The 23,229-nt window shown below is 74.5% G+C and carries 20 protein-coding genes and 1 rRNA gene; 12 read left to right on the forward strand and 9 right to left on the reverse strand.

The window, feature by feature from the left end; translation table 11 throughout:
• From BMW62_RS18940 to BMW62_RS18950, 3 genes are all read right to left on the reverse strand, one after another.
• Positions 1-197 (reverse strand): 16S ribosomal RNA (locus tag BMW62_RS18940); the annotation flags it as partial.
• 399 nt (positions 198-596) lie between these two features.
• Positions 597-1,226, reverse strand: coding sequence for an alpha-ketoglutarate-dependent dioxygenase AlkB (locus BMW62_RS18945; RefSeq protein ID WP_091934296.1), 630 nt, complete (start codon positions 1,224-1,226; stop codon positions 597-599).
• 157 nt (positions 1,227-1,383) lie between these two features.
• The gene (locus BMW62_RS18950; RefSeq protein WP_091934297.1) at positions 1,384-3,606 is read right to left on the reverse strand and encodes a RecQ family ATP-dependent DNA helicase; all 2,223 of its coding nucleotides are present in this window, start codon (positions 3,604-3,606) and stop codon (positions 1,384-1,386) included.
• Positions 3,607-3,725: 119 nt separating this feature from the next.
• Between BMW62_RS18950 and BMW62_RS18955 the strand changes: the two genes are divergently transcribed.
• On the forward strand, positions 3,726-4,571 hold the full coding sequence (locus BMW62_RS18955) for a PHP domain-containing protein (protein ID WP_091934299.1): 846 nt from the start codon (positions 3,726-3,728) through the stop codon (positions 4,569-4,571).
• A gap of 3 nt (positions 4,572-4,574) precedes the next feature.
• Here BMW62_RS18955 and BMW62_RS18960 read toward each other — a convergent pair whose 3' ends face one another.
• Complete coding sequence (locus BMW62_RS18960; RefSeq protein WP_091934301.1) at positions 4,575-5,744, reverse strand: benzoate/H(+) symporter BenE family transporter; 1,170 nt, start codon at positions 5,742-5,744, stop codon at positions 4,575-4,577.
• 104 nt (positions 5,745-5,848) lie between these two features.
• Between BMW62_RS18960 and BMW62_RS18965 the strand changes: the two genes are divergently transcribed.
• Genes BMW62_RS18965 through BMW62_RS18975 form a run of 3 tightly spaced genes read left to right on the forward strand, consistent with a single transcriptional unit; the run spans position 5,849 to position 8,524 of the window.
• The gene (locus BMW62_RS18965; RefSeq protein WP_091934302.1) at positions 5,849-6,382 is read left to right on the forward strand and encodes a GNAT family N-acetyltransferase; all 534 of its coding nucleotides are present in this window, start codon (positions 5,849-5,851) and stop codon (positions 6,380-6,382) included.
• A gap of 55 nt (positions 6,383-6,437) precedes the next feature.
• Positions 6,438-7,409: a carbamate kinase gene (gene arcC, locus BMW62_RS18970; RefSeq protein ID WP_091934306.1), complete on the forward strand. Its 972-nt coding sequence runs from the start codon at positions 6,438-6,440 to the stop codon at positions 7,407-7,409.
• 11 nt (positions 7,410-7,420) lie between these two features.
• Positions 7,421-8,524 (forward strand): barbiturase, encoded by a 1,104-nt coding sequence (locus BMW62_RS18975; RefSeq protein ID WP_091934308.1) that lies wholly within the window; start codon positions 7,421-7,423, stop codon positions 8,522-8,524.
• 168 nt (positions 8,525-8,692) lie between these two features.
• Here the strand turns inward: BMW62_RS18975 and BMW62_RS23540 are convergent, their stop codons facing one another.
• Entirely contained in the window at positions 8,693-8,815 is a 123-nt protein-coding gene (locus BMW62_RS23540) for a hypothetical protein (protein ID WP_280138676.1), read from the reverse strand.
• Between the two features lie 346 nt (positions 8,816-9,161).
• Between BMW62_RS23540 and BMW62_RS18980 the strand changes: the two genes are divergently transcribed.
• The 3 genes from BMW62_RS18980 to BMW62_RS18990 all read left to right on the forward strand — a co-directional run bounded on the left by BMW62_RS18980 (position 9,162) and on the right by BMW62_RS18990 (position 12,567).
• Positions 9,162-10,307 carry a Cache 3/Cache 2 fusion domain-containing protein gene (locus BMW62_RS18980; protein ID WP_091934310.1) on the forward strand — a complete coding sequence of 382 codons (1,146 nt, stop codon included), beginning with the start codon at positions 9,162-9,164 and terminating at the stop codon, positions 10,305-10,307.
• An 89-nt stretch (positions 10,308-10,396) separates the two neighbouring features.
• Positions 10,397-11,488, forward strand: a complete 1,092-nt coding sequence (locus tag BMW62_RS18985; protein ID WP_244524160.1) for a PP2C family protein-serine/threonine phosphatase — start codon at positions 10,397-10,399, stop codon at positions 11,486-11,488.
• A gap of 113 nt (positions 11,489-11,601) precedes the next feature.
• Positions 11,602-12,567 (forward strand): tripartite tricarboxylate transporter substrate binding protein, encoded by a 966-nt coding sequence (locus BMW62_RS18990; protein WP_091934313.1) that lies wholly within the window; start codon positions 11,602-11,604, stop codon positions 12,565-12,567.
• A gap of 16 nt (positions 12,568-12,583) precedes the next feature.
• Here BMW62_RS18990 and BMW62_RS18995 read toward each other — a convergent pair whose 3' ends face one another.
• Positions 12,584-14,338, reverse strand: a complete 1,755-nt coding sequence (locus tag BMW62_RS18995) for a SpoIIE family protein phosphatase (protein WP_211435197.1) — start codon at positions 14,336-14,338, stop codon at positions 12,584-12,586.
• A 204-nt stretch (positions 14,339-14,542) separates the two neighbouring features.
• Positions 14,543-15,145, reverse strand: a complete 603-nt coding sequence (gene rpsD / locus BMW62_RS19000) for a 30S ribosomal protein S4 (RefSeq protein WP_091934319.1) — start codon at positions 15,143-15,145, stop codon at positions 14,543-14,545.
• A 63-nt stretch (positions 15,146-15,208) separates the two neighbouring features.
• Here rpsD and BMW62_RS19005 point away from each other — a divergent pair, with 63 nt between their 5' ends.
• The 4 genes from BMW62_RS19005 to BMW62_RS19020 all read left to right on the forward strand — a co-directional run bounded on the left by BMW62_RS19005 (position 15,209) and on the right by BMW62_RS19020 (position 18,535).
• On the forward strand, positions 15,209-15,964 hold the full coding sequence (locus BMW62_RS19005; protein ID WP_139206309.1) for a DUF2470 domain-containing protein: 756 nt from the start codon (positions 15,209-15,211) through the stop codon (positions 15,962-15,964).
• A 136-nt stretch (positions 15,965-16,100) separates the two neighbouring features.
• Complete coding sequence (locus tag BMW62_RS19010) at positions 16,101-16,895, forward strand: PilZ domain-containing protein (protein WP_091934325.1); 795 nt, start codon at positions 16,101-16,103, stop codon at positions 16,893-16,895.
• A gap of 210 nt (positions 16,896-17,105) precedes the next feature.
• On the forward strand, positions 17,106-17,663 hold the full coding sequence (locus BMW62_RS19015; protein ID WP_091934328.1) for an RNA polymerase sigma factor: 558 nt from the start codon (positions 17,106-17,108) through the stop codon (positions 17,661-17,663).
• 26 nt (positions 17,664-17,689) lie between these two features.
• Positions 17,690-18,535 (forward strand): hypothetical protein, encoded by an 846-nt coding sequence (locus tag BMW62_RS19020; protein ID WP_139206310.1) that lies wholly within the window; start codon positions 17,690-17,692, stop codon positions 18,533-18,535.
• A 79-nt stretch (positions 18,536-18,614) separates the two neighbouring features.
• Here BMW62_RS19020 and BMW62_RS19025 read toward each other — a convergent pair whose 3' ends face one another.
• Together BMW62_RS19025 and BMW62_RS19030 are read right to left on the reverse strand one after the other, a co-directional pair.
• Positions 18,615-20,033, reverse strand: coding sequence for a YlbE family protein (locus BMW62_RS19025; RefSeq protein WP_091934333.1), 1,419 nt, complete (start codon positions 20,031-20,033; stop codon positions 18,615-18,617).
• On the reverse strand, positions 20,030-21,535 hold the full coding sequence (locus tag BMW62_RS19030; RefSeq protein ID WP_091934336.1) for an FdrA family protein: 1,506 nt from the start codon (positions 21,533-21,535) through the stop codon (positions 20,030-20,032). Before BMW62_RS19030 ends, BMW62_RS19025 begins: the two co-directional genes overlap by 4 nt.
• Positions 21,536-21,718: 183 nt before the next feature.
• Between BMW62_RS19030 and BMW62_RS19035 the strand changes: the two genes are divergently transcribed.
• A complete protein-coding gene (locus BMW62_RS19035) occupies positions 21,719-23,197 on the forward strand; it encodes a uracil-xanthine permease family protein (protein ID WP_091934496.1) in 1,479 nt (492 codons plus the stop codon).
• Positions 23,198-23,229: the final 32 nt, after the last annotated feature.

The following is a 23,229-nucleotide window of genomic DNA, read 5'->3' on the forward strand; positions in this document are numbered from 1 at the left end:
CACCAGACCATGCGGTCAGCGGTCATATCCGGTATTAGCCCCAATTTCTTGGAGTTATCCCAGAGCCAGGGGCAGGTTGCCCACGTGTTACTCACCCGTTCGCCACTGATCCCCACCGAAGCGGTTCACCGTTCGACTTGCATGTGTTAAGCACGCCGCCAGCGTTCGTCCTGAGCCAGGATCAAACTCTCCGTAGATGATTTGATACCGGCTGAGAACCGAGAGCTGACACTCTCGATATCAATCAACCAAAGGAATCCCAGCCGATCCGAAGACCGGCACGGGGTATTACTTGGCACTGACTTTCGGCACGCTGTTGAGTTCTCAAGGAGCGGATGCGCACGAATCCCGGCCAATTTCTTGGCCTTCGTCCGAGGCGATTTCTCCACTCTACACCGCGCTCCGCAGCAGCTCGGCCTCAGGGGCTCTGCCGGCGGTTTCCCGGGCCTCGCGGCCCGGTCCGTTCTCGCTCGGTGCAGGCAGAACAGTACACGCCCTCGGAAGGGCTCTGCAGGGGGGTGGTGAGGCGCTGGAACGGCCACCCTTCAGGGACCCGCGCCGAGCCTGCGAGGCGTGGGGGGAAGGGTGGTCCTTCTTCAGGCGACGCCGCGCGGGCGGAACTGGACGCTGACCCGCGGGCCCACCGGCCTCGCCGTCTTGGGGATGCAGTGCTCCCACGTCCGCTGGCACGAGCCACCCATCACGACGAGGTCGCCGTGCCCGAGGGGGAACCGCAGCGACTCCCCCCCACCGGCCGGCCGCAGCAGCAGCGGCCGCGGGGACCCGAAGGAGACGATGGCCACCATGGTGTCCGCCGATCGCCCGCAGCCGATCCGGTCGCCGTGCCAGGCCACGCTGTCGCGCCCGTCCCGGTAGAGGCACATGCCTGCGGTGACGAAGAGTTCGCCGAGCTCCGGCAGGTAGTGGCGGTTCAGCTGCTCGCGCGCGTCGGTCAGCAGCCGGTGCGGGAGCTCCTCCTGGCCGGAGTACCAGCGGAGCAGCCGTGGCACGGCGACCTCGCGTTCGTACATCTGGCGGCGGTCCTCCCGCCAGCCGATGTCGCCGAGCAGCACGTCCAGCACCTCGTCGGAGCCGGTCACCCAGCCCGGCAGGTGGTCGACCCACGCGCCGGCGGAGAGCTCGTGCCGCGCGACGCGGCCGGCGAGGGGCGTGAGCGCGGCCTCCTCGGCCAGGTCCCAGATGGAGGGCTGGTGCGCGAGCTGCATGCCGGCACGCTACTCCGACTTTTCGCACATGTGTGCGAAAAGCTGTGGACAGCGGTCCCACCCAAGGACCACCTGGCGGGCCAGGTGAGCGCGCGAGGCGCGGGCGCTGTGGGCGGACCCGGTAGGCCTCACCCGTCGCCGGCTCACGGACAGGCCGTCAGGCGGTGAGCGCCAGGGCGAACGGCAGGACCGGCGCCGCCCCGGCCCGGCGCAGCTCCCGGCCGGCGACGGTCATGGTCCACCGCGAGTCGGCCAGGTCGTCGACGAGCAGCACCGGCCCCGAGACCTCCGCCAGCCGCGCGCGGAGGTCCGGTCCCACGACGATCCGGTCCCACACCGCGGCCAGCCGGAAGGCGCTGTTCCCCCCGGGCTGCCCGGTCGGCCCACCGTGGGCGAGGGAGAGCTCGCCGAGGTAGGGCAGCCGCCCCATGCGGGCCAGGCCCTGCGCGACGCCGCTCACCAGCTGCGGGCGGCGTCGCGACGGCATCGCCACCACCGCGGCCGGGCGCTCTGCCCAGTCCCAGGCGGCGAGCACCCGGCCGCAGGCCCGCAGCAGCTCCTCGTCGGGCGGCACGTCGGAGACCGAGCGCCGCACCGGGACCTCGAAGGCCGCGTCCGGGTCCTCCTCGATGCCCGGCGCCTCGAGGTCGAGCTCGACCACCCCGCCGACGCCGTCGTCCCCGAGCAGGCTGCGCAACCGCTGGCCCCAGCCCAGGTCGGTGAGCCGGGCGACCGCCCGGCCCGTCTGCAGCTGCTCCCCCGGCGGGATCTTCCCCTTCACGTCGACGCCGAGCCGGTCGGCGCCGGTCGGCCACATGGCGCGGGGCGCCAGCTCCACGCCGGGCCGGTCGAGCGCGGCGGAGGCCGCCTCGGACGCCGCCTCCGGGACGTCGGTCGCGTACCAGGGGCCGGCGCAGACGTCGCACCGGCCGCACGGGGCGGCCGTCGGGTCGTCGAGCGCGGATTGCAGGAACGCCATGCGGCACTCGGCCTCGCCGACCGGCTTGGCGTAGGTCAGCATCGCGCGCTGCTCGGCCTCGCGGGTGCGGGTGACGCGGGCGTAGCGGTCCGCGTCGTAGACCCACGGCTGCCCGGTCGAGCGCCAGCCGCCCTGCACCCGCTCCACCGCACCGTCGACGGCGAGCACTTTCAGCAGCAGCTCCAGCCGGGAGCGGCGGACGTCGGCCACCGTCTCCAGCCGGGCCACCGACCACGCCATTCCGTCGGCCATCGCCGTCAGCACCGCGGCGGCGTGGTCCTCCCGCGGCATCGAGGAGGTGGCGAACCACTGCCAGATGGCGATGTCCTCGAGCCCGGGGAGCAGCAGGACGTCGGCGTGCTCGACGGCGCGCCCGGCGCGGCCGACCTGCTGGTAGTAGCTGACCGGGGAGGACGGCGCGCCCAAGTGGACGACGAAACCCAGGTCGGGCTTGTCGAAGCCCATGCCGAGGGCCGAGGTGGCGACCAGCGCCTTCACCTCGTTGCCCCGCAACGCCTCCTCGGCGTCCTTGCGGTCGGCGTCGTCGAGCCGGCCGGTGTAGGCGCGTACCTCGTGGCCGGCGTCGCGCAGCAGGTTCGCCGTCTCCTCCGCCGCCGCGACGGTGAGCGTGTAGACGATGCCGCTGCCCGGCAGGTCGCCGAGGTGGGCGGCCAGCCAGGCCAGCCGCGCCCGGTCCGACGGCAGGCGCAGCACGCCGAGCCGCAGCGAGTCGCGGGAGAGCGGGCCGCGGACCGTCGTCACCTCGACGCCACCGGCGCCCAGTTGCTCCGCGACGTCGGCGACCACGCGCTCGTTCGCCGTCGCCGTCGTCGCCAGCACGGGGGTGCCGTCGGGAAGGGTGCCCAGCAGGTCGCGGATGCGGCGGTAGTCGGGGCGGAAGTCGTGCCCCCAGTCGGAGACGCAGTGCGCCTCGTCGACGACGACCAACCCGCAGCGGGCGACCAGCCCGGGCAGCTGCTCCTCGCGGAACCGCGGGTTGGTGAGCCGCTCGGGCGAGACGAGCAGGACGTCGACGTCGTCGGCGGCCAGGCGTGCCGCGATGTCGTCCCACTCGGTCATGTTGGCGCTGGAGATCTCGACCGCGCGGATGCCGGCGCGGGCCGCGGCGGCCACCTGATCGCGCATCAGCGCCAGCAGCGGCGACACGAGCAGCGTCGGGCCCGCGCCGCGGCGGCGGAGCAGGGCGGTGGAGACGAAGTAGACGGCGGACTTGCCCCAGCCGGTGCGCTGGACGACCAGCGCCCGCTGGGAGCGCTCGACCAGCGCGGCGACGGCGGCGTCCTGCCCCTCGCGGAAGACGGCGTCGGGGCGGCCGGTCAGCTCCCGGAGGATCTCCAGGGCCTCGTCGGCGATCGAGGACGGCGGTGCGGCGGTGCTCATGCCGACGACAGTAGGCACGGGCAGGGACGGAACGGGTGGCCGCGCGGCAGAGGTGGCGCGGAGCGCTCCGGCTCCCCAGCGGAGCTGTGACGGGGACGGCGGGGGAGAATCCACAGGCGATGGCACTCGAGAGGGCACACCAGGGGCAGCTGCCGCCCGACAACCACGTGCACACCCACTGGTCGTGGGACACACCCGACTCCTCGACGATGCGCAAGGCCTGCGAGCGGGCGATCGCCCAGGGGCTGCCGGCGATCGCGTTCACCGAGCACCTGGACTTCACCGTGTGGCACGACGAGGACCGGGCCACCGAGGAGGGGCTGGTCGACCGCTACCCGGCCCACCAGCTGCCCATCGACGTCGAGGGCTACGTCGCTGAGCTGGCCGAGGTCCGCGACCGGTTCCCGGAGCTGCGCATCTGGTCGGGGATCGAGACCGGCGAGCCGCACCTGTTCGCCGCGAGCATCGCCAGGCACCTCGAGGACTCCCCGGTCGACCGGATCCTGGGCTCGCTGCACTCGCTCTCCGACGAGGGCCGGCTGGTCGGGGTGGGGCGGCTGCTGCACGTCGACGCCGACGCGACGATGCGCCGCTACCTCGGCGAGATGGTCGGGATGATCGAGAGCAGCGACGTCTTCCAGGTCCTGGCCCACGTGGACTTCCCGCGCCGGTACTGGCCCGGCGGCTCGCACCGGTACGTGGAGAAGGACTACGAGGAGGAGTACCGGGCGGTGTTCCGGGCGCTCGCCGGCAGCGGCCGGGCGCTGGAGATCAACACCAGCAGCCCGCTCGCCTCCGCCGACCAGGTGCGCTGGTTCCGCGAGGAGGGCGGCGAGGCGGTCAGCTTCGGCAGCGACGCGCACGCGCCCACGGCCGTCGGGCAGAAGTTCGACCTGGCCGCCGCCGTCGCCGAGGCCGCCGGATTCCGGCCCGGGCGCGACCGCTTCGACTTCTGGCGCCGCTGACCGTCAAGCCGGGGCGACGGCGGGCTGCGGCCGGTACCAGGCCCAGAACGCCAGGCCGACGACGAGCGACCAGAACGCCGACCCGATGCCGCCCACGGTGACGCCGCTGATCGCCACGAGGAAGGTGGCGACGACGGGGATCCGGTCCTCCGGCCGCGCCAGCGCGCCGCTCAGGGAGGCCGCCAGCACCGGCCACAGCGCCAGGCCGGCGGCCGCGGCGACGAACCCGGCCGGGGCGGTGACCACCAGCGCGGCGACGGCGGCCGAGACGAGCGCGAACGCCACGTAGGCCAGCCCGGCGGTGCGGGCGGCGAGGTAGCGGCGCGACGGGTCGGGGTCCGCCTCGGGGCCGGCGGCGAGCGCCGCGCTGATGGCGGCCAGGTTGATCGCGTGCCCGCCGAACGGGGCGCCGAGCAGCGTGCCGGCGCCGGTGACGGCCATGGCCGACCGCCAGGGCGCCCGGTAGCCGTAGGCCGCCAGCACCGCCATGCCGGGCACGTTCTGCGAGGCCATGGTGACCAGGAACAGCGGCAGCGCGAGCCCGATCACGGCGGTCGAGCCCACGTCCGGCGTCGTCCACTCGAGTGCGGGGACCAGGGCGGCGGCGTCCACCCCGCCGTCGCGCCAGGCCAGCCAGCCGATGATGCCGAGGGTGACGGCGAACGCGGCCGGCACGGCCCAGCGGGGGGAGAAGCGCAGCAGGACCACCCAGACCAGCACGACCGGGACCACCAGCCAGGGCATCTCCAGCGCGGACCGGACCGGCTGCAGGCAGAGCGGGACCAGGACGCCGGCCAGCATCGCCTGGGCCAGCACCGGCGGGATCCCCGCGATCGCGCCGCCCAACCGGGGCCACGCCGCCGTGAGCAGCACGAGCGCACCGACCAGCACGAAGGCGCCGACGGCGACCTCCCAGGACGGCGCGGAGGCCGTCGCGAGGAGGGCCGCACCGGGCGTGGACCAGGCGACGGTGATCGGCATCCGCGTCCGCTGGGCCAGCAGCACGGTGGCCACCCCCATCGCCACCGACAGCACGACCAGGCCCGAGGCCGCCTGCCCCGGTGTGGCGCCGACCGCCCGCAGCCCGGTGAGCACGACGGCGAAGGAGCTCAGGAAGCCGACGAGCGCCGTCACCAGCCCCGCGACGGTCGTCGACGAGGGGGCGGCGGGCACGGCGGGGGACGCTAGCGGAGCGGACCGGGGGCGCTTCGTCGACGCCGGGCCGAGGTGGCCGACCTCACGCCCGGACCCGGCCCACCCGGCCTACGTTGCCGATCATGGCTGCCTCCGCTCCGACGACCCGGGACGCCACCGTGGCCGACGCCGCCGCCTGCGCGGCGATCTACGCGCCCTACGTCACCGGCACCGCGATCACCTTCGAGACCGAGCCGCCGACGGCCGAGCAGATGGCCGACCGGATCGCCGCGGCCCTGCGCAGGCACGCCTGGCTGGTGCTGGAGGACGACGGCGTCGTCGTCGGGTACGCCTACGCCGGGCCGTACAAGGAGCGCGCGGCGTACCGGTGGTCGTGCGAGGTGAGCGTCTACCTGGCCCAGGGGTACGGGCGGCACGGTGGCGGGCGGGCGCTGTACACCGCCCTGTTCGACCGGCTGGCCGCGCGCGGCTACCGGACCGCGATCGCCGGCATGACGCTGCCCAACGAGCCGAGCGAGGGGCTGCACGCGGCGATGGGCTTCGAACCGATCGGCACCTACCGGCGCATCGGCTGGAAGCACGGCCGGTGGCGGGACGTGCTGTGGGCGCAACGGCCGCTGGGCAGCTACGACGACGAGCCGGTCGAGCCGAGCTGACCCGGCCCGGGGCAACTACTTCACCGCTAAGGGAAATGCGGCTAGGGTCCCCGGGGTGACGTCGAACCGCGTGGTGATCGCCCTCGGCGGCAACGCCATGACCGGCGCCGACGGCTCCGCGACGCCCGAGGCGCAGCGCGACGCGATCCGGGAGGCCGCCGGGCACGTCGCCGAGGTGGTCGCCGCCGGTGTCCAGGTGGTGCTCACCCACGGCAACGGCCCGCAGGTGGGCAACCTGCTGGTGAAGAACGAGCTCGCGGCGCACGAGGTGCCGCCGGTGCCGCTGGACTGGAACGTCGCGCAGACCCAGGCCACGATCGGCTTCACCGTGGCCGACGAGCTCGACGCCGCTCTCGCCGCGCGCGGCCTGCCCCAGCGCACCGCCGCGCTGGTCACCCGGACGCTCGTCGACGGCGACGACCCACACTTCGCCGAACCGTCCAAGCCGGTCGGCCGCTTCCTCCCCCGCGAGCGGGCGGAACGGTTCGTCTCGCTCGGCCAGACCTGGGAGGACCGCGGCGAGAAGGGCTGGCGGCGCGTCGTCGCCTCCCCGGAGCCGCTGTCCGTCGTCGACTCCCCCGCCATCCACGCCCTGGCCGCGGCGGGGTTCGTCGTCGTCTGCGCCGGCGGCGGCGGCATCCCCGTCGTCGACGACCACGTGGACGGGCACGCCCTGCGCGGCGTCGAGGCGGTCATCGACAAGGACCTGACCGCCGCGATCCTCGCCCGCGACGTCGAGGCCGACACCCTCGTGATCGCCACCGACGTCCCGAACGTCATGGTCGATTTCGGGACGCCGGCGCAGCGCCCGCTGGGCCGGGTGACCGTCGCCGAGGTCCGCGAGCTCGCCGCCGCGGGCCAGTTCGCCCGCGGCTCGATGGGCCCCAAGGTCGAGGCCGCCCTACGTTTCGTGGAGGGCTCCACCCCCGGCCACGCCCCGCCCCCGCGCGCCGTCATCACCTCGCTCGACCACATCGCCGACGCCGTCCGCGGCGACGACGCCGGCACCGTCCTCACCTCCTCCTGAAGGGAATCCGCATGCCCGCACCGATCGAGGTCCGCAAGGTCCCGCTGCACAACGTCAGCGACGCCTCCGAGCTCGCCAAGCTCATCGACGACGGCGTGATGGAGGCCGACCGCGTCGTCGCCGTCATCGGCAAGACCGAGGGCAACGGCGGGATCAACGACTACACGCGGATCATCGCCGACCGCGCCTTCCGTGAGGTGCTCCTCGAGAAGGGCAGCCGCTCCAAGGAGGAGGTCGGTGACATCCCGATCGTGTGGTCCGGCGGCACCGACGGCGTCATCAGCCCACACGCGACGATCTTCGCCACGCTTCCCGAGGACGCCGTCGAGAAGACCGACGAGCCGCGGCTGACCGTGGGCTACGCGATGAGCGACGTCCTGCTGCCCGAGGACATCGGCCGGGTGGCGATGGTCGAGAAGGTCGCCGAGGGCGTGAAGAAGGCGATGGCGGCCGCGGGCATCACCGACCCGGCCGACGTGCACTACGTGCAGACCAAGACGCCGCTGCTGACGATCGACACCATTCGCGACGCCCACCAGCGCGGGGAGACGACGATCCTGGAGGAGCCGCACGGCTCGATGGACATCTCCAACGGCACGACGGCGCTGGGCATCGCGGTGGCGCTCGGCGAGATCGAGATGCCGACGCAGGAGCAGGTCATGCGCGACCTGTCCCTGTACTCGTCGGTCGCGTCCTGCTCGTCCGGCGTGGAGCTGGACCGGGCGCAGATCGTCGTCGTCGGCAACGCCCGCGGGCACGGCGGCAGCTACCGCGTCGGCCACTCGGTGATGAAGGACGCGCTGGACCAGGACGGCATCTGGGCCGCGATCCGCGACGCCGGCCTGGAGCTGCCCGAGCGCCCGCACCACACCGACCTGGGCGACCGGCTGGTCAACGTCTTCCTCAAGTGCGAGGCCTCGCCCGACGGCAAGGTGCGCGGGCGGCGCAACGCCATGCTGGACGACTCCGACGTCTCCTGGCACCGCCAGATCAAGGCGACCGTCGGCGGCGTCACCGCGTCGGTGACCGGCGATCCGGCGGTGTTCGTCTCGGTGGCCGCGGTGCACCAGGGCCCGTCCGGCGGCGGTCCGGTCGCCGCGATCGTCCGCGCGTGACGACAGCCGTTCCTCGAGGGGCATCGCAGCGAGGGACGAGCGAGGAGCGGACCGGGGCGCGGAGTCGCGCCATGAGCAAGGCGTAGCTCCCAGAACACGACTTCGGGGAAGCAGGGGTCCGGACGGCGGTCCGGAGCCCTGCTTCCCCGAAGTCGTCCCCGGGAACGGTCAGGCCAGGAGGCCGCGGAGGCCGACCGTCGTCACCGGCACGGACGTCGGGGTCAGCGTCGTCAGCACGGTCTCGGGGTCGCCGGCCAGGCGCAGGGCCGGCGGATCGAGGGCGAAGTCCAACCCGGCCGGGGAGCCCGCCTCGGCACGGCCCCGCGCATTCTCGACGCCTGTCCCAGAAGAAAGTCGAGTCGCTGAGTCGACATTTCCGGGACGGTCACCGAATGGCACCGGAATGGTCTCCGCCGGGCCGGATCTGCCACCGACCGGCGCGCCTTCCCCGGCCTCGTGCCGTCCGCCCTACGGTTCCGGGACGGCCCGCTCACGGGCCCGTCCGCCGAGGAGTTGCAGGAGGGAACGGGTCGTGCGTCCGTCCACGTCGTCAGGTCCCGCTCCGCTCCCCCCCGCGACGCCGGCGGTCGTCCCGGCGCCCCCCGCACCCCGCCGCGCCGTCGAGCGGGACACCAGCATGGAGGACGCCGCCCGGCAGGCCGGCGTCCTCGCCCAGGCCTCGCGCGAGGTCTCCGACACCTCCGCGGAGGCCGCCGCCTCCCTCGCCGAGCTGCGCGCCGCGATCGGCGACATCTCCGCGAGCACCGGCCGGGCCTCGGCCGTCGCCGAGGAGGCGGTGCAGGACGCGCGGGCGGTCGACGAGCGGATCGCCGCGCTGCAGACCGCGAGCGAGTCGATCACCCAGTTCGTGCGGCTGATCAGCGCGATCAGCCAGCAGAGCCGCTTTCTCGCGCTGAACGCCTCCGTCGAGGCCGCCCGGGCCGGTGACCTCGGCCGCGGGTTCGCCGTCGTCGCCGACGAGGTCAAGGAGCTCGCCGACCGGACGGCGCAGGCCGCCCGCGACATCGATGCCCAGATCACGGCGGTGCAGCGGGAGACCCAGCACGCCGTCGAGGCGGTCCAGCGGATCACCGGCACGCTCGGCTCGATCGCCGAGGCGCAGGACACCATCACCGCCGCGGTCGAGCAGCAGCGGGCGGCCACCGACCGCATCGTGGAGAACGTCGAGCGCGCTGCCGGCGGCTCCGCCCGGATCAGCGAGGCCGTCGGGCAGCTGGCCGAGAGCCAGCGGGTGGTCTACGTCCGCCGGGCCCTGGCGGTGGCCGAGCAGCAGCTGGCCGACCTGGGCGGCGCGCGGCTCGGCGCGGGCCGGACCAGGCTGACCGTGCGCGACCAGACCACCGGGGCCACGCACACGGCGGAGCTCCCCGACCTGCTGGTCGGCGGCCGGCCGCTGGAGCGCAGCGACGACCCCCGGCGCCCGGCCGTGCTGGTCGATGACGTGGTGCGCGAGGTCGGGGGCAGCTGCACGGTGTTCCAGCGCCTGGACGGCGACGGCGGCATGGTGCGCGTGGCGACGACGGTGCTGAACCCGGCCGGCCGGCGCAACGTCGGCACCGCCATCGGCCGCACGAACGCCGACGGCCGCCCGAACCCGGTGCTCGTGGCGGTCCTCGCCGGCGAGACCTACACCGGCGCCGCCACGGTGGCCGACCGGCCCTACTTCACCGCCTACACCGGGCTGCGGGACGACGCGGGGGCCCTGATCGGCATGCTCTACGTCGGGCTGCCGCTGGACGCGATGCACGGAACGGGCGGCTGACCGCTCCCGGCCTGACCCGGTCCACGGCCGCCGTCCTCTAGGTTGGGCCCGGACGCGCCGCGTCACTGGGCGGGCACGAGGGGGATGCGGTGAAGCGGTCACGGCGCGTGAACGCCGCGCTGCCGGCCCTCGTGCTGCTCCTCGTCGTGATCGCCGAGGTCGTCAGCGGCCGCGGCCAGGTAGTGCTCGGGCTCAGCGTCATCGCACCGCTCGCCTCGGCCACCTTCCTGGGCCGGCGGACCACGGTCGCCTACGCCGCGGCCGCGTTCGTCGTCGCCACCCTGCTGGGCCTCTACAGCCAGCAGTACACCGCCGAGACGGCGGTGGCGCAGACCATCCGCCTGATCGCCGTCGCCCTCGGCGGCGCACTGGCCGTGGTCACCTGCCAGCTGCGGCTGCGCCGGGAGGCCCACGTCGCCCGGCTCGGCGCCGAGGCCGCGGCGACGCGGGCCGCCGTCCGGACCGGGGAGACGCTGCAGCGGGCCCTGCTGGGCGACATCCCCACCGTCCCGGGGCTGGAGACCACCGCGCGCTACCTCCCCGGCGCCCGGGAGGCCCAGGTGGGCGGCGACTGGTACGACGCCTTCCCGCTGTCCGACGGGCGGACGATGCTGGTCATCGGCGACGTCGCCGGCCACGACGCCCCGGCGGCGGCCACCATGGCGCAGACCCGGGGCATGCTGCGCGCCCTGGCCCGGGTGGGGCACGGCTCCCCCGCCGCCGCGCTGACCGTGCTGGACGACGTCCTGGCAGGGCTGGGCCTGGAGACGCTGGTGACGGTCGCCGTGGCCACCATCGACCCGCGGGGTGCGGTGGACGGCGCGGTGCCGCTGCAGTGGTCCAACGCGGGGCACCCCCCGCCGGTGGTCGTGCGGGCCGACGGCCGGGTCGAGGTGCTGGAGCGGATGCCCGACCGGCTGCTGGGCGCCGGCCCCGGCGACGGGCCGGCGCGCACCGACCACGACCTGCTGCTGCACCGGGGCGACACGCTGCTGCTCTACACCGACGGGCTGGTCGAGCGCCGCGGCATGACCCTCGACGACGGCACGACCTGGCTGGTGCGGACGCTGCGGGAGCTCGGCCGGGAGCCCCTGGACCGCATGTGCGACGGGCTGCTCAGCGCCCTGGGCAGCCGGGGCGACGACGACATCGCGCTGCTGGTGGTGCGGCTCCCCGCCTGACGGTCAGCGCGGATGCCGGGCCGGCCGGGATGCCGCACGATGAGCACACCGCCGGACACGGGCGGTGACCCGGTGCGACGGCGACGCCGCCGTCCCCCACATCAGGAGCTCCCATGCGATCTGCCCGCGTGCTCGTCGCCCTGCTCGCCGCCACCGCGCTGACCGCCTGCGGCGGCGACGACCCCGGCCCGGGCGCCGGCGGCTTCCCGTCGGAGAGCGTCCGGCTGCTGGTCCCGTACACCGCGGGCGGCCCGACCGACATCGCGGCGCGCGCCCTGGCCGCGCACATGGAGGAGGAGCTGGGGGAGTCCGTCGTCGTCGAGAACCTCCCCGGGGCCTCGGGCGCCACCGCGTACCAGCAGCTGATCCAGGAGGAGGCCGACGGGCACACGCTCTCCATGACCGCGCTGCCGACCGCGGTGCTCAACTACCTGAGCAACGACGTCGGCTACACCCGCGAGGACTTCACCCCGATCGGCGTCGTCACGCGCGTGCCGTCGGGCATCGTGGTGCCGGCCGACTCGCCGCACCAGGACCTGGCGTCGCTGTTCGGCGCCGCGCAGGACGAACCCGGCTCGGTCACCGTGGGCACGCCGGGCGCCACCAACACCCACGCCGCCGAGGCGCGGCGGATCACCCAGCTCTACGACGTCCCGCTGACCGTCGTCCCGTTCGACGGCAACTCGGAGGTCCAGACGGCACTGCTGGGCGGCAACGTGACCGCCGGCTTCCTCAACCTCTCGCAGGACGTGCTGCCGGCCGTCGAGTCCGGCGACCTGCGCGTCCTCGCCGTCGGCAGCGAGGAGCCGCTGCCCTACGTGGACGCCCCCACCTTCGTCGACGAGGGGTACCCCGAGCTCGTCCAGAGCACGACGACCTTCGGGGTCATCGCGCCCGCCGGGCTCCCCGACGACGTGCGGCAGACGCTCGAGGACACGCTGCGCAGCGCGGCGGAGGAGGCGAGCGTGGTGGAGACGCTGGACGAGCGGTACGTACCCGAGGAGTTCATCGACGGCGAGGGCCTGGCCGAGCTGTTCACCGAGACCGAGGAGACCTTCCGCGGCGTCCTGGACGGGTGAGCGCGGGCGCGGTGCGTCAGCTGCGGCGGACGAGCACGAAGGCGACGTCGTCGTCCGGGGCGTCGCCGAGCAGCCGCTCGGTGAGCTGCGCCTTCAGCTCCGCCGGACCGAGGTGCCGGCCCTCGGCCAGCGCCGCCGCGGCCCGGCCGATGCCCTCGTCCATGGCCTCGTCCCGCCGTTCGACCAGGCCGTCGGTGTAGAGCAGCAGCGTGGAACCGGCCGGGAGCACGACCTCGGCCTCGGGCCGGTCGAGCCCCTCGACCACCGCCAGGGGCAGGGAGGCGGCGTCCTCCAGCAGGCGGGTCCGGCCGTCCGCCTCGGCGAGGACCGCCGGCGGGTGACCCGCGCTGCTGTAGCGCAGCGACCCGGTGCGCGGATCGAGGACCGCGCAGAACACCGTGCTGACCGCGGCGCCGGGCACCATGGCGGCGAACCGGTCGAGCGCCTCGAGGGCGTGGGAGGGGGACCGGCTCTCCAGCAGCAGGGCGCGTCCGGCGCTGCGCAGCTGCCCCATCACCGCGGCGGCGGGCAGCCCGCGACCGACCACGTCGCCCACGACCACGCCGTATCCGCCGCCGGGCAGGTCCACCACGTCGTACCAGTCGCCGCCCACCTCCAGCGTCCCGGCCGCCGGCTCGTAGTGGACGGCGAACCCCTCGGGCAGCACGGTGGGGCCGAGGACCGCGCGCTGCAGGGTGACGGCGACGTCGGTGAAGAACTGCGCCCGCGCCCGCTCGGACCGCGCCCGCTCCTGGGCCCGGCGGCGCTCGGCCGCGACCGCCTGCGCATCGGCGACGGTCGCGGCGACCTGCCCCGCGACCAGCGCCATGAAGACGCGGTAGTCGTCGTCCAGGGGGAGGTGGGGGCTCGCGCCCAGGACCAGGGCGCCGATCGGCCGCTCGGCGCCCGCGGCGGTGAGGGGCAGGACGACGGCGGTGTCGACGTCGACCTGTGCGACGGGGCTCGCGCCGGCGATCGAGAACCCCGAAAGGAGCTCCGCCAGGCCGGTGACCGTCTGCGCCTCGCCCGTGGCCATCGCCCGGAACACCTGCTCGGGGACGTCGCCGGTGGCCGGCCCCCCGCGCACGGCGAGGCCCTGCCCGGCGACGAAGCGCGGCCCCCCTGCGTCGTCGGCCAGGTAGACCAGACCGAACGGGCAGTCGGGCCGGGCGTCGGCGAGCAGCTCGAGCGCGGTGACGACCGCCTCGGTCGTGTCCCCGTGCGCGGCCCGCGGCAGGCTGCCCAGCCGCTGCAGGACGCCGAGCCGGCGGGCGGTGAGCACCCGGGACGTGGTCTCGACGACCGTGTCGAGCAGCCCGACCACCGCGCCGCCGGGCTCGACGACCGGGCTGTAGGCGAAGCTGAAGTAGGTCTCCTCGTCGTACCCGTGCCGGGTCATCACGAGCGGGAGGTCCTCGTCGTAGGTGGCACCGCCGGCGTAGACCTCGGCGATCATGGGCTCGATGTCGGCCCACACGTCGGGCCAGACGTCGGCCACCCGCTCGCCGAGGGCCGCGGGGTGCCGCTCACCCAGGATCGGCGCGTAGCCGTCGTTGTAGACCATGACCAGCTCGGGCCCCCACATGAGCAGCATGGGGAACCGGGAGTTCAGGCAGATGCTGACCGCGCTGCGCAGCGTCGGCGACCAGTCCTGCTGCGGCCCCAGCGGGGTGTCCGCCCAGTCGTGCTCGAGGACCATCCGCTGGAGCTCCGACCGGGGGTCACCGGGGATCAGCTCCGCCAGTTGCCTGTCCAGCGCTTCGCTCCCCACCGGCCGGGCACGCCTCGCGCCGCCGATCCGGTGACCGTCCGCTCGTGCCGCGCGCATCCTCGCACCCGCACCCGCGGCAGGTGCATCGGGCACGACCGGGAGGCACCCCGCCGGGTCGCCCCTGCCGCGGATCGCCGGCCCCGGGGGCCCGGACTCGTGGCCGCCGGCGCCGACGGCCACGAGTACGCGGGGTCCGCGCGCTGCTCAGCGGGAGTAGTACTCCACGACCAGCTGCTCCTCGCAGACCACCGGTACCTCGTCGCGGCCCGGTGTCCGCTCGTAGCGGCAGACCAGGTCGGCCAGCCGCACCTCGAGGTAGGCCGGTGCCTCGGCGTGCGCCCCGGAGGCGGCGACGACGAACGGCTCCTTGGCCCGCGACTTCTCGGCGACCTGCACGAAGTCACCGGGCTGGAGCCGGTAGGAGGGGCGGTCGACGCGCTTGCCGTTGACCAGCACGTGCTGGTGGGTGACGAACTGGCGGGCCTGGTAGATCGTGCGGGCGAAGCCGGCCCGCAGCACGGTGGCGTCCAGTCGCGACTCGAGGTCCTGGATCAGCGCCTCACCGGTCTTCCCGCCGGTGCGCTTGGCGCGGTCGAAGGCGGCGCGCAGCTGGGTCTCGCTGATGCCGTACTGCGCGCGCAGCCGCTGCTTCTCCTTGAGGCGGGTGGAGTAGTCGCTGTCCTTGCGACGCTTCCGCCCGTGCTCGCCCGGCGGGTAGGGGCGGCGCTCGAAGTACTGGACGCACTTCGGCGTGAGCGGGATGCCCAGCGCGCGGCTGAGCCGGACCTTGGGACGGGGCGTGTTCACTCGGGACCTCCGGTTTGGTTAGGCTCACCTTACTAGTCGCCCACGAGCACACCGAGGTGGTCCATGACGGCCGGTCCCACGCACTCGTCCGCGGCCGTCGACCGGCAGCCGCCGGCGGCCGAGCGCGCCCGCACGGTGGCGGTGTGCTGCGCCGCCACCCTCCACGTGGCCGGGACCGGGTCCTGCTCGGTGCTCGCCGCGACGACGACGGCGGACGGCGACGTCCTGCTCGTCGTCCCCACCGGCGGCGGCGTGATGACGGCGCTGCGCGGCTCCCCGCTGGGCGACGTCCCCGCACGGCTGACCGTCGCCGACCGCGCCCCCTTCCCGCTGCGCCACCCGGTGCGGGGCCTGGTGCAGCTGACCGGCTGGCTGGTGCCCGTGGAAGAGCCGGACGTGCCGCAGCTGGTGCTCGACTTCGCCGACAGCTCGCCGGCGGACGTGCTCTTCGAGGTGGGGCTGGGCGCGGCGCTGGTGCGGCTGGACCTGGCCGAGGTCGAGCTCGAGGAGTCCGGCACCCGCGCCGAGGTGGACCCCGACGACTTCCGCGCCGCCCGGCCCGACGCCGTCAGCGCGGCGGAGACCGAGCTGGTGTCCGCCCACCGGGTGCCGCTGGGCCGGCTGTGCACGCGGGTGCAGCACTGGGCGGGGCGACACGACGACGTCCGGCTGCTGGGGCTGGACCGCTTCGGCGTCCGTTTCCGGGTGCAGGGCCGCGACGGCTGCTACGACCTGCGGGTGCCGTTCGCCGAGGCGCTGGACGGCGTCGACGGGTTCGCCACCGCCGTCGACCACCTGGTCAGCTGCGGCCCCGCCTGAGCGCGGAGAAGCCCCCGCGTCCCCGGTGACGACACGCCGGTCGGGGTCTTGCCGGTAACGCGGCCCGCGTACACCTCGCCCCGCTAGCCTGCGCGCGATCGAGGACGCACCCGTTCTGGATGGAGGAGGGGTCGGGATGCCGGAGAACGCGGGGGTGGACTACCCGGAAGCCCGCACCGTGGTGGACCTGCTCGCCACGAGCCGGGGTGACGTGCTGATCAGCCTGGTCGAGTCGGCGGACCCCACCGAGATCGTGGTGTCGATCGGCGAGGACCGCTCGAGGCGGCGCGTCCGGCTCGACGCCGGCGAGCACGTCGAGGTCATCTGGCGCGGACCCGAGGAGCTCCGCTCCCTCCCGACCGAGCTGATCGCCGCGGAGCTCCACCCGCCGCAGTGGCGGCTGCGCCCCGTCGGCCCGTCGACCCGGGGGCAGCGCCGGTCCGCGGTGCGCGCGCCGCTAAGCCTGCAGGTGCGGATGACCGTCGGGCCGGACGTGCTGCACGGCCTGACGGTCGACATCAGCGAGGGCGGGATCCGGGCCCTGTTCGCGCCGCGGGACCCGGCCCGCGCTGCCGCGCCGGCTCCCGCCGAGCAGCCCTCGCCGGCAGCGCTGACGGAGCAGCCCGCGCCGGCAGTGCCCGTCGAGGCGTCCGCGCCGGGTTCCCCGGCCGAGCAGGCCGTGACGGACGATCGATCCCGCGGGGAGGCCGAGAACCCCCTGCGCGCCGGTGCGGTCCTCCCGCTGGTCGTCCGCCTGGAGGAGGGGCAGGAGCTGGCCTGCCGCGGCAAGGTGATCCGGCGGATCCCGCGCCAGGACGGCGGCATCGAGCTGAGCCTGCGGTTCGTCGACATGCCGGAGAGGACGCAGGACCTGGTCCGCCGGCACGTGTTCGCCGAACTGCGGTCGCTGCGTTCCCGCGGCCTGCTCTGATCCGGTCCCGGTGCGGCGGCACCGGTTGCCCTGAGCCGACGCCCACCGAGTGCGACGAATTCGTGGTCATCAGCCGCTGATGGCCCCGAGTTCGTCGCACTCGCACAGGGTTCAGGGGCTCCCGGTGCGGCCACTCGCCCACCCGGGCTCACGTTCCCGGCCGCTCCTGCCGATGACAGGGCAGACGCCCATGCCGGTCGGAGGTGAGCCGTGGCGATCGGAACCCCTTTCCCGGAGGTCCTCTCCGCGGCGCAGGCCGGCGCGGCCTGGGCCTTCGAGGCGCTGTACCGCGACCTCGCCCCCTCCGTGACCGGGTACCTGCGGCTGCACGGCGCGCTCGAGCCCGACGACCTCGCGAGCGAGACCTTCATCGGCCTGTTCACCGGGTTGTCCTCGTTCGAGGGCGACGAGGGGGCCCTGCGGGCCTGGGTGTTCACCATCGCGCACCGCCGGCTCGTCGACGACTGGCGACGCCGCAGCCGCCGTCCGCAGACCTCCGGATCCGACGAGGACCTGCTCGGCAGCACCGTGGGCGGGAACGTCGAGGAGGACGCCCTCGTGCTCCTGGGCTCGACCGCCGTCGAGCAGCTGTGCGCCTCCCTGCCGGACGACCAGCGCTCGGTCCTCCTCATGCGCATCGTCGCCGACCTCAGCCTGGAGCAGGTCGCTGCGGCCATGGGCCGGTCGGTGGCGGCGGTCAAGGCGCTCCAGCGCCGCGGCCTGCTCACCCTCCGGAGTGAGCTCGAACGCACCGGCGCGCCCCTGTGAAGCGCGCCGGCGATGACGGGGATGAGATGACCACCAGCCAGCTCGACGAGGCCTTCGAGGCCTACCTCGCGGGACGCCCCGTCCCGGCCGAGGCAGCCTCGCTCATGGCGTTCGCCGACTCGGTCCGCGAGATGTCCTCCCGGCCCGCGCGGCCGAACGCGGCCCTCGCGGAGCTGCTGACCACCGGTCTCCTCACCGTCCCCGCCCCGGCGGAGACGGTCCCCACTGCCCGGGGAGCGGCGTCCACCGCGCTCCCGGGGCGACCGAGAAGGAGAAACCGCATGTTCACCGTCCTCGCCGCCGCCGTCGCCAAGTTCGCCTCCGCCGGGGCCGTGGCCCAGGCCTCCGCCGGCCTGGGTGCCGCCCTGGTCGGTGTCAGCACCGCCGGCGTCGCCGGCGTCCTGCCCGCCCCGGTCCAGGACGGCGTGGCCACCACCATCGAGGCCGTGACGCCGTTCGACCTGCCCGACTCGACCGACGCCGAGGAGACCACCGAACCGACCTCCGAGGGGACCACCACGGAGGAGGCGCCGGAGGCCGGCACCGGCCCGGCCGACATCCCCGCCATCCCCGACTTCGGCACCTCGGTCAGCGAGGACGCCCGGGACGGCGGGGTGGACGGCGGCCAGATCAGCGAGGACGCCCGCAGCACCCACCAGCCCGAGCAGGCCGGTGAGCAGGCCGACCGGGCGACCACGGAGCGCCCGGCCACCTCGTCGGCGCCCGCGGCGCGGCCGACGCAGGCCCCGGCCCCGGCCCCGGCCCCGGCTCCGGCTCCGGCTCCGGCCCCGGTCGAGCGCCCCGCTGCGGGCGGCGACGCCGCTCCGGCGGCCCCGGGTGGCCCGGCGCAGGCGGGCACCGGTCGCCCCTGACCCGAGGCTCCCCCGAGTGCGACGAACGCGTGGCCATCAGCTGCTGATGGCCACGCGTTCGTCGCATTCGCGGTGGGGCTCAGGCGGTGCGGGCCTCCTCGGCCAGCGCGGCCAGCGCCTGCTCGAAGCACGCCTGCGGCGGCTGCACGAGACCCGCGCCGACCTGCCCGGTGCCGGCCACCCGCCCGGCCATGCCGGTGTTGATCTGCGGCAGCCAACCGGTGCGGGCCACCTTCAGCACGTCGATGCCGGTCGGTGAGCCGCGGAAGCCCATGATCGGGATCGCCATCGCCGGGTTCTCGGCCAGGGTCAGCTGGTACATGCGCTCGGTCGTCGCCAGCGCGTCGGGCACGGTGCCGCCGACGAAGCGCACGATCGCCGGGGCCGCGGCCATGGCGAACCCGCCGATGCCGTAGGTCTCCATGATCGCGGAGTCACCGATGTCGGGGTTGGCGTCGTCCGGGCCGTAGTCACCGAGGAACAGGCCGACCGGGGTGTTGGCCGGGCCGGTGAACCAGCGGTCACCGGTGCCGGCGGTCTGGATGCCGAACTCGGTGCCGTTGCGCGACATCACGGTGAGCATCGTCGAGCCGGGGATGCCCCGGGCGGCGTCGAGCGCGAGCTTCGCCGTCGGCATGCCGAGGTTGAGGAAGAAGTGCTCGTTGCCGCCGATGAAGCGCAGCACGTCGGCGATGTCGGACGACGGGGCGCCGCTGGCCACGATGGACGGCGAGAGCTCGCGCAGCGCCATGAGCGAGCCGGCGCGGTTGCGGTTGTGTCCCTCGTCGCCCATCTGCAGCATCTGGGCCAGCACGGCCTTGACGTCGAGGGGGTCGTTGCCGGCGTCGATCGAGCCGCGCACCGCCTGCGACAGCACCGGACCGAGGACGTCGCGCATCCACCGCAGCCGGGTCTGCACCTCCTCGTTGAAGGCGCCCATGCGCAGCACCTTGCCGAGGCCCTCGTTCAGGTTGCAGAACGCCTGCCCGCCGGTGACCGGGTCCTCCAGGCACCACATCCACATCGACGGGCTGGTCACGCCCGCCATCGGCCCCACGGTGCGGTGGTGGTGGCAGGGCTCGAGGGTGACCGCTCCGGTGGAGAGGAGGATCTCGGCCTCCTCGACGTCGGCCGCCCACCCCTCGAACAGGCAGGCGCCCACCAGGGCGCCGCGCATCGGCCCGGAGGCGTTCTCCCACTCCAGCGGCGGGCCGGAGTGCAGCAGCGTGCGGTCGGTGAGGCCGATGACCTCGCGGGCGGGCCGGACGTCGACGAGCACGGAACCGGCCGCCATGAGCCGCTCGACGGCGGTGCGGTTGGCCGATGCGCGGCGGGCGTCGAGCGCGAGCGCGGCGAGGTCGGCCGGATCGCCGAAGCCCGGCGGACGCCAGTCGACGTCGTGCACGTCGGCGCCCTGGGCGCGCAGCGCCTCGGAGAAGACGTCGACGCCGGCGGCGACGATCACCGGCGGGCCGGAGAGCAGATTCCCGAGCGTCATGCCGAAGCTCCCAGCAGGTCGAGGGCGTACCGCGTGGCCGCGGCGTTGGAGGAGAAGACGGCGCAGCCGGCGGCGGCGAGCGCGTCGGCCTGCCCGGACCAGCCCTGCGGATCGCCCTCGGTGCCGATCAGCGCGACGACGACCGGCAGCGATCGGCGCGCGCGGGCGGCGGTCAGCGCCGGCGCCAGCGCGGCGGCGGGATCGGGGTCCGCGCCGTACCCGAGGACGACGTCGAGCAGCAGGACGGCGGGCTCGTCGGAGGCGGCCAGCGCCTCGATCGCCTCCAGCCGCAGCGTCGGGTCGATCATCGGGTGCGCGCGGCCCACGGTCAGGGCGTCGTCGCCGAAGTCGATGACGAGGTGGCCGGAGGCGGACAGGTCCGTACCGAGATCGAGCTCCGGCCGCAGCGGGATGTTGGAGCGGATGCCGCCGAGCGCCGGGCCGGCGACGAGCATCGCCTCGTCGGCCAGCGTGCCGCCGGAGTAGAGGCCCTTGAGCACCGCACCGGGGACGGCGGCCTCGGCGGGCCCGGGGCGGGACGGCCACACCGGCACGTCGAGCCCCATGTCGGCGAGCAGCGCCTCGACGGCGGCGGTCAGGTCGGGGCTCTCGGGCGAGAGGACGGCGGAGCGCACCGGCACCGAGAGCTGCGCCGCGGCGTCGGTGACCGCGGCGGCCACCGAGGGCGCGGGCGGCTTGGACACCAGCAGCACCCGCTCGGTGGCGGGGTCGGCGTCCAGGGCGGCCAGCGCGTCGAGGGTGGCGAGCCCGCCGACCTCCTCCTTGAGGTCCCGCCCGCCCACGCCGAGCACGTGCGAGACGCCGACGCCGGCCATGTCGAGCAGGCAGGAGACCTGCTGCGCGCCGGTGCCGCTGGCGGCGACCAGGCCCACCGGCCCGGGGCGGACGACGTTGGCGAAGCCCAGGGCGACACCCGAGACGATCGCCGTCCCGCAGTCGGGGCCCATGACGAGCACGCCGGCGTTCCGGGCGGCGCGCTTGAGCGCGACCTCGTGCTCGACCGGGACACCGTCGGAGAACACCAGCACGCTGCGCCCGGCGGCGATCGCGTCGGCGGCCTCGGCGACGGCGTGCTGGCCGGGCACGCTCACGATCGCCAGCGCCGGCGCCTCCGGGGAGAGCTCGTCGAGCCCCGCGCCGATGGTGCGGTGCGGGATCGCGGCGGCGGTGCCCGTCGAGCGCTCGCGCTCGACCAGGGCGGCGTCGACGTCGGCGAGCGCGTCGGCGAGCGTCTCGTCGTCGACGGCGCGGACGGCGATGAGGAGCTGCTCGGGGCTGGTCTGCTCCTCGGGCGCCAGGCCCATGCCGGCCGCGAGCTCGAGGTTCAGCGGCGTGGCCATGGCGACGAGGACGGCGGAGACGCCCTCGCGGGCGCCGATCCGGCGGCTCACCTGCATCAGCTTCACCGAGTCGGCGTAGACGCCGGATCGCAGCTGCACCGAGACCGCGGCGTCTCCACCGGAGGGGGCTGAGGGGCTCATCCTCGGCACCGTACCGACAGATCTCTCAGCGGTGAAGTATCGGCATCTGCCCGCAATAACGATTTAGCACTGAGGTACTTCCGTCGGACGTGTGTGCGGTGACACAGTGACGCCTTCTGGTGCGCCGACACCCCCGTCGACCAGCACCGCATCGAGTTCGAAGTGCACGTCGAGGAGGCACTCATGGCGTTCGGGTGGAAGCTCTACGGGGACGGCAAGACGCCCCCACTCGGGGAGGCCGTCGCCCCCGACGAACGCCTCTCCTGGCCGCGCACGGTCGGGATCGGCGCGCAGCACGTCGTCGCCATGTTCGGGGCGACCTTCGTCTTCCCGCTCATCATGGGCCTGGACGCCAACCTGGCGATCATGATGAGCGGCATCGCGACGATCATCTTCCTGCTGATCGTCAAGGGGCAGGTCCCCAGCTACCTGGGCACCAGCGCCGCCTTCGTCGGCGGCGTGCTGGCGGTACGGGCGCAGACCGACAGCGACGCCGCCGTCCTGGGCGCGATCCTGGTGTCCGGCGTCGTGCTGGCCCTGGCCGGCCTCGCGATCCACTTCATGGGCGCCCGGGCGATCAATGCGGCGCTCCCGCCGGCGGTCACCGGCGCGGTCGTCCTGCTGATCGGCTTCAACCTCGCGCCGGTGGTGGCCAACGTGTACTGGCCGCAGGACCAGTGGGTCGGCCTGGCGACCATGACGTTCGTGATCGTCGCCTCGCTGCTGCTGCGCGGCTTCTGGTCGCGGATCTCGATCCTGCTCGGCCTGATCTTCGGCTACCTGCTCTCGGTCCTGCTCGACGCGGCCGCCGGTCCGATCACCTCGCCGGACGGCACGGGAGCGGTCGTCACCCGTGACCGGATCAACTTCGACGCGGTCGCCCAGGCTGACTGGATCGGGCTGCCGGAGTTCACCGCCCCGAGCTTCTCGGTGAACTTCACGCTGCTGGTGCTGCCCGCGGTGATCGCGCTGATCGCCGAGAACGCCGGGCACGTCAAGGCCGTCGCGGCGATGACCAAGCGCGACCTGGACCCGGTCATGGGCCGGGCGGTCTTCGCCGACGGCGTCGCCACCGTCGTCGCCACCTCGGTCGGCGGCTCCCCGACGACGACGTACGCGGAGAACATCGGGGTCATGGCCGCCACTCGCGTGTACTCGACGGCGGCCTACTACGTGGCCGCGATCGTCGCGATCCTGCTGGGCCTGGTGCCGAAGTTCGGCGCGCTGATCAACATCATCCCGGGCGGGGTGCTCGGCGGGATCACCGTCGTCCTCTACGGGATGATCGGCCTCCTCGGCGCCAAGATCTGGAAGGAGAACCGGGTCGACTTCGCCAACCCGATCAACCTGGTGCCGCTGGCGGCCGGGATCATCATCGCCATCGGCAACGTGACCCTGAACGTCACGGACACGTTCCCGCTCAGCGGCATCGCCCTGGGCACGATCGTCGTCGTCGTCGGCTGGCACCTGGCCCGGGCCGTTGCGCCCCCGGAGATGAAGGCCGCACTCCTCGAGGAGGACGGGTTCGTGCAGGGCACCGGGCCGGCCCTGGGGCACGCCGGTAGGCACGAGGTCCGGCCGGATCCGTCGTCGGTCGACCAGCTGGGCCGCCCCGGCGTGCTGGGTGGCAACACCCCCGGGACGGACACGCGCAAGCGCTGACCCGCTCTCCCCGCCGCCCCCGGCACCCGGAC

The sequence above is a fragment of the Blastococcus sp. DSM 46786 genome, from assembly GCF_900109665.1.
GTDB lineage: Bacteria > Actinomycetota > Actinomycetes > Mycobacteriales > Geodermatophilaceae > Blastococcus > Blastococcus carthaginiensis.

Bases quoted from the DNA above. Each gene is read 5' to 3' on its own strand.
- BMW62_RS18955 (WP_091934299.1), top strand. From the start codon at position 3,726: ATGGCACTCGAGAGGGCACACCAGGGGCAGCTGCCGCCCGACAACCAC.
- BMW62_RS19035 (WP_091934496.1), top strand. From the start codon at position 21,719: ATGGCGTTCGGGTGGAAGCTCTACGGGGACGGCAAGACGCCCCCACTC.
- BMW62_RS19005 (WP_139206309.1), top strand. From the start codon at position 15,209: ATGACGGCCGGTCCCACGCACTCGTCCGCGGCCGTCGACCGGCAGCCG.
- BMW62_RS18945 (WP_091934296.1), bottom strand. From the start codon at position 1,226: ATGCAGCTCGCGCACCAGCCCTCCATCTGGGACCTGGCCGAGGAGGCC.
- BMW62_RS18975 (WP_091934308.1), top strand. From the start codon at position 7,421: ATGCCCGCACCGATCGAGGTCCGCAAGGTCCCGCTGCACAACGTCAGC.
- BMW62_RS18950 (WP_091934297.1), bottom strand. From the start codon at position 3,606: ATGAGCACCGCCGCACCGCCGTCCTCGATCGCCGACGAGGCCCTGGAG.
- BMW62_RS19030 (WP_091934336.1), bottom strand. From the start codon at position 21,535: ATGAGCCCCTCAGCCCCCTCCGGTGGAGACGCCGCGGTCTCGGTGCAG.
- BMW62_RS19010 (WP_091934325.1), top strand. From the start codon at position 16,101: ATGCCGGAGAACGCGGGGGTGGACTACCCGGAAGCCCGCACCGTGGTG.
- BMW62_RS19025 (WP_091934333.1), bottom strand. From the start codon at position 20,033: ATGACGCTCGGGAATCTGCTCTCCGGCCCGCCGGTGATCGTCGCCGCC.
- BMW62_RS18990 (WP_091934313.1), top strand. From the start codon at position 11,602: ATGCGATCTGCCCGCGTGCTCGTCGCCCTGCTCGCCGCCACCGCGCTG.
- BMW62_RS19020 (WP_139206310.1), top strand. From the start codon at position 17,690: ATGACCACCAGCCAGCTCGACGAGGCCTTCGAGGCCTACCTCGCGGGA.
- BMW62_RS18980 (WP_091934310.1), top strand. From the start codon at position 9,162: ATGGAGGACGCCGCCCGGCAGGCCGGCGTCCTCGCCCAGGCCTCGCGC.
- BMW62_RS18965 (WP_091934302.1), top strand. From the start codon at position 5,849: ATGGCTGCCTCCGCTCCGACGACCCGGGACGCCACCGTGGCCGACGCC.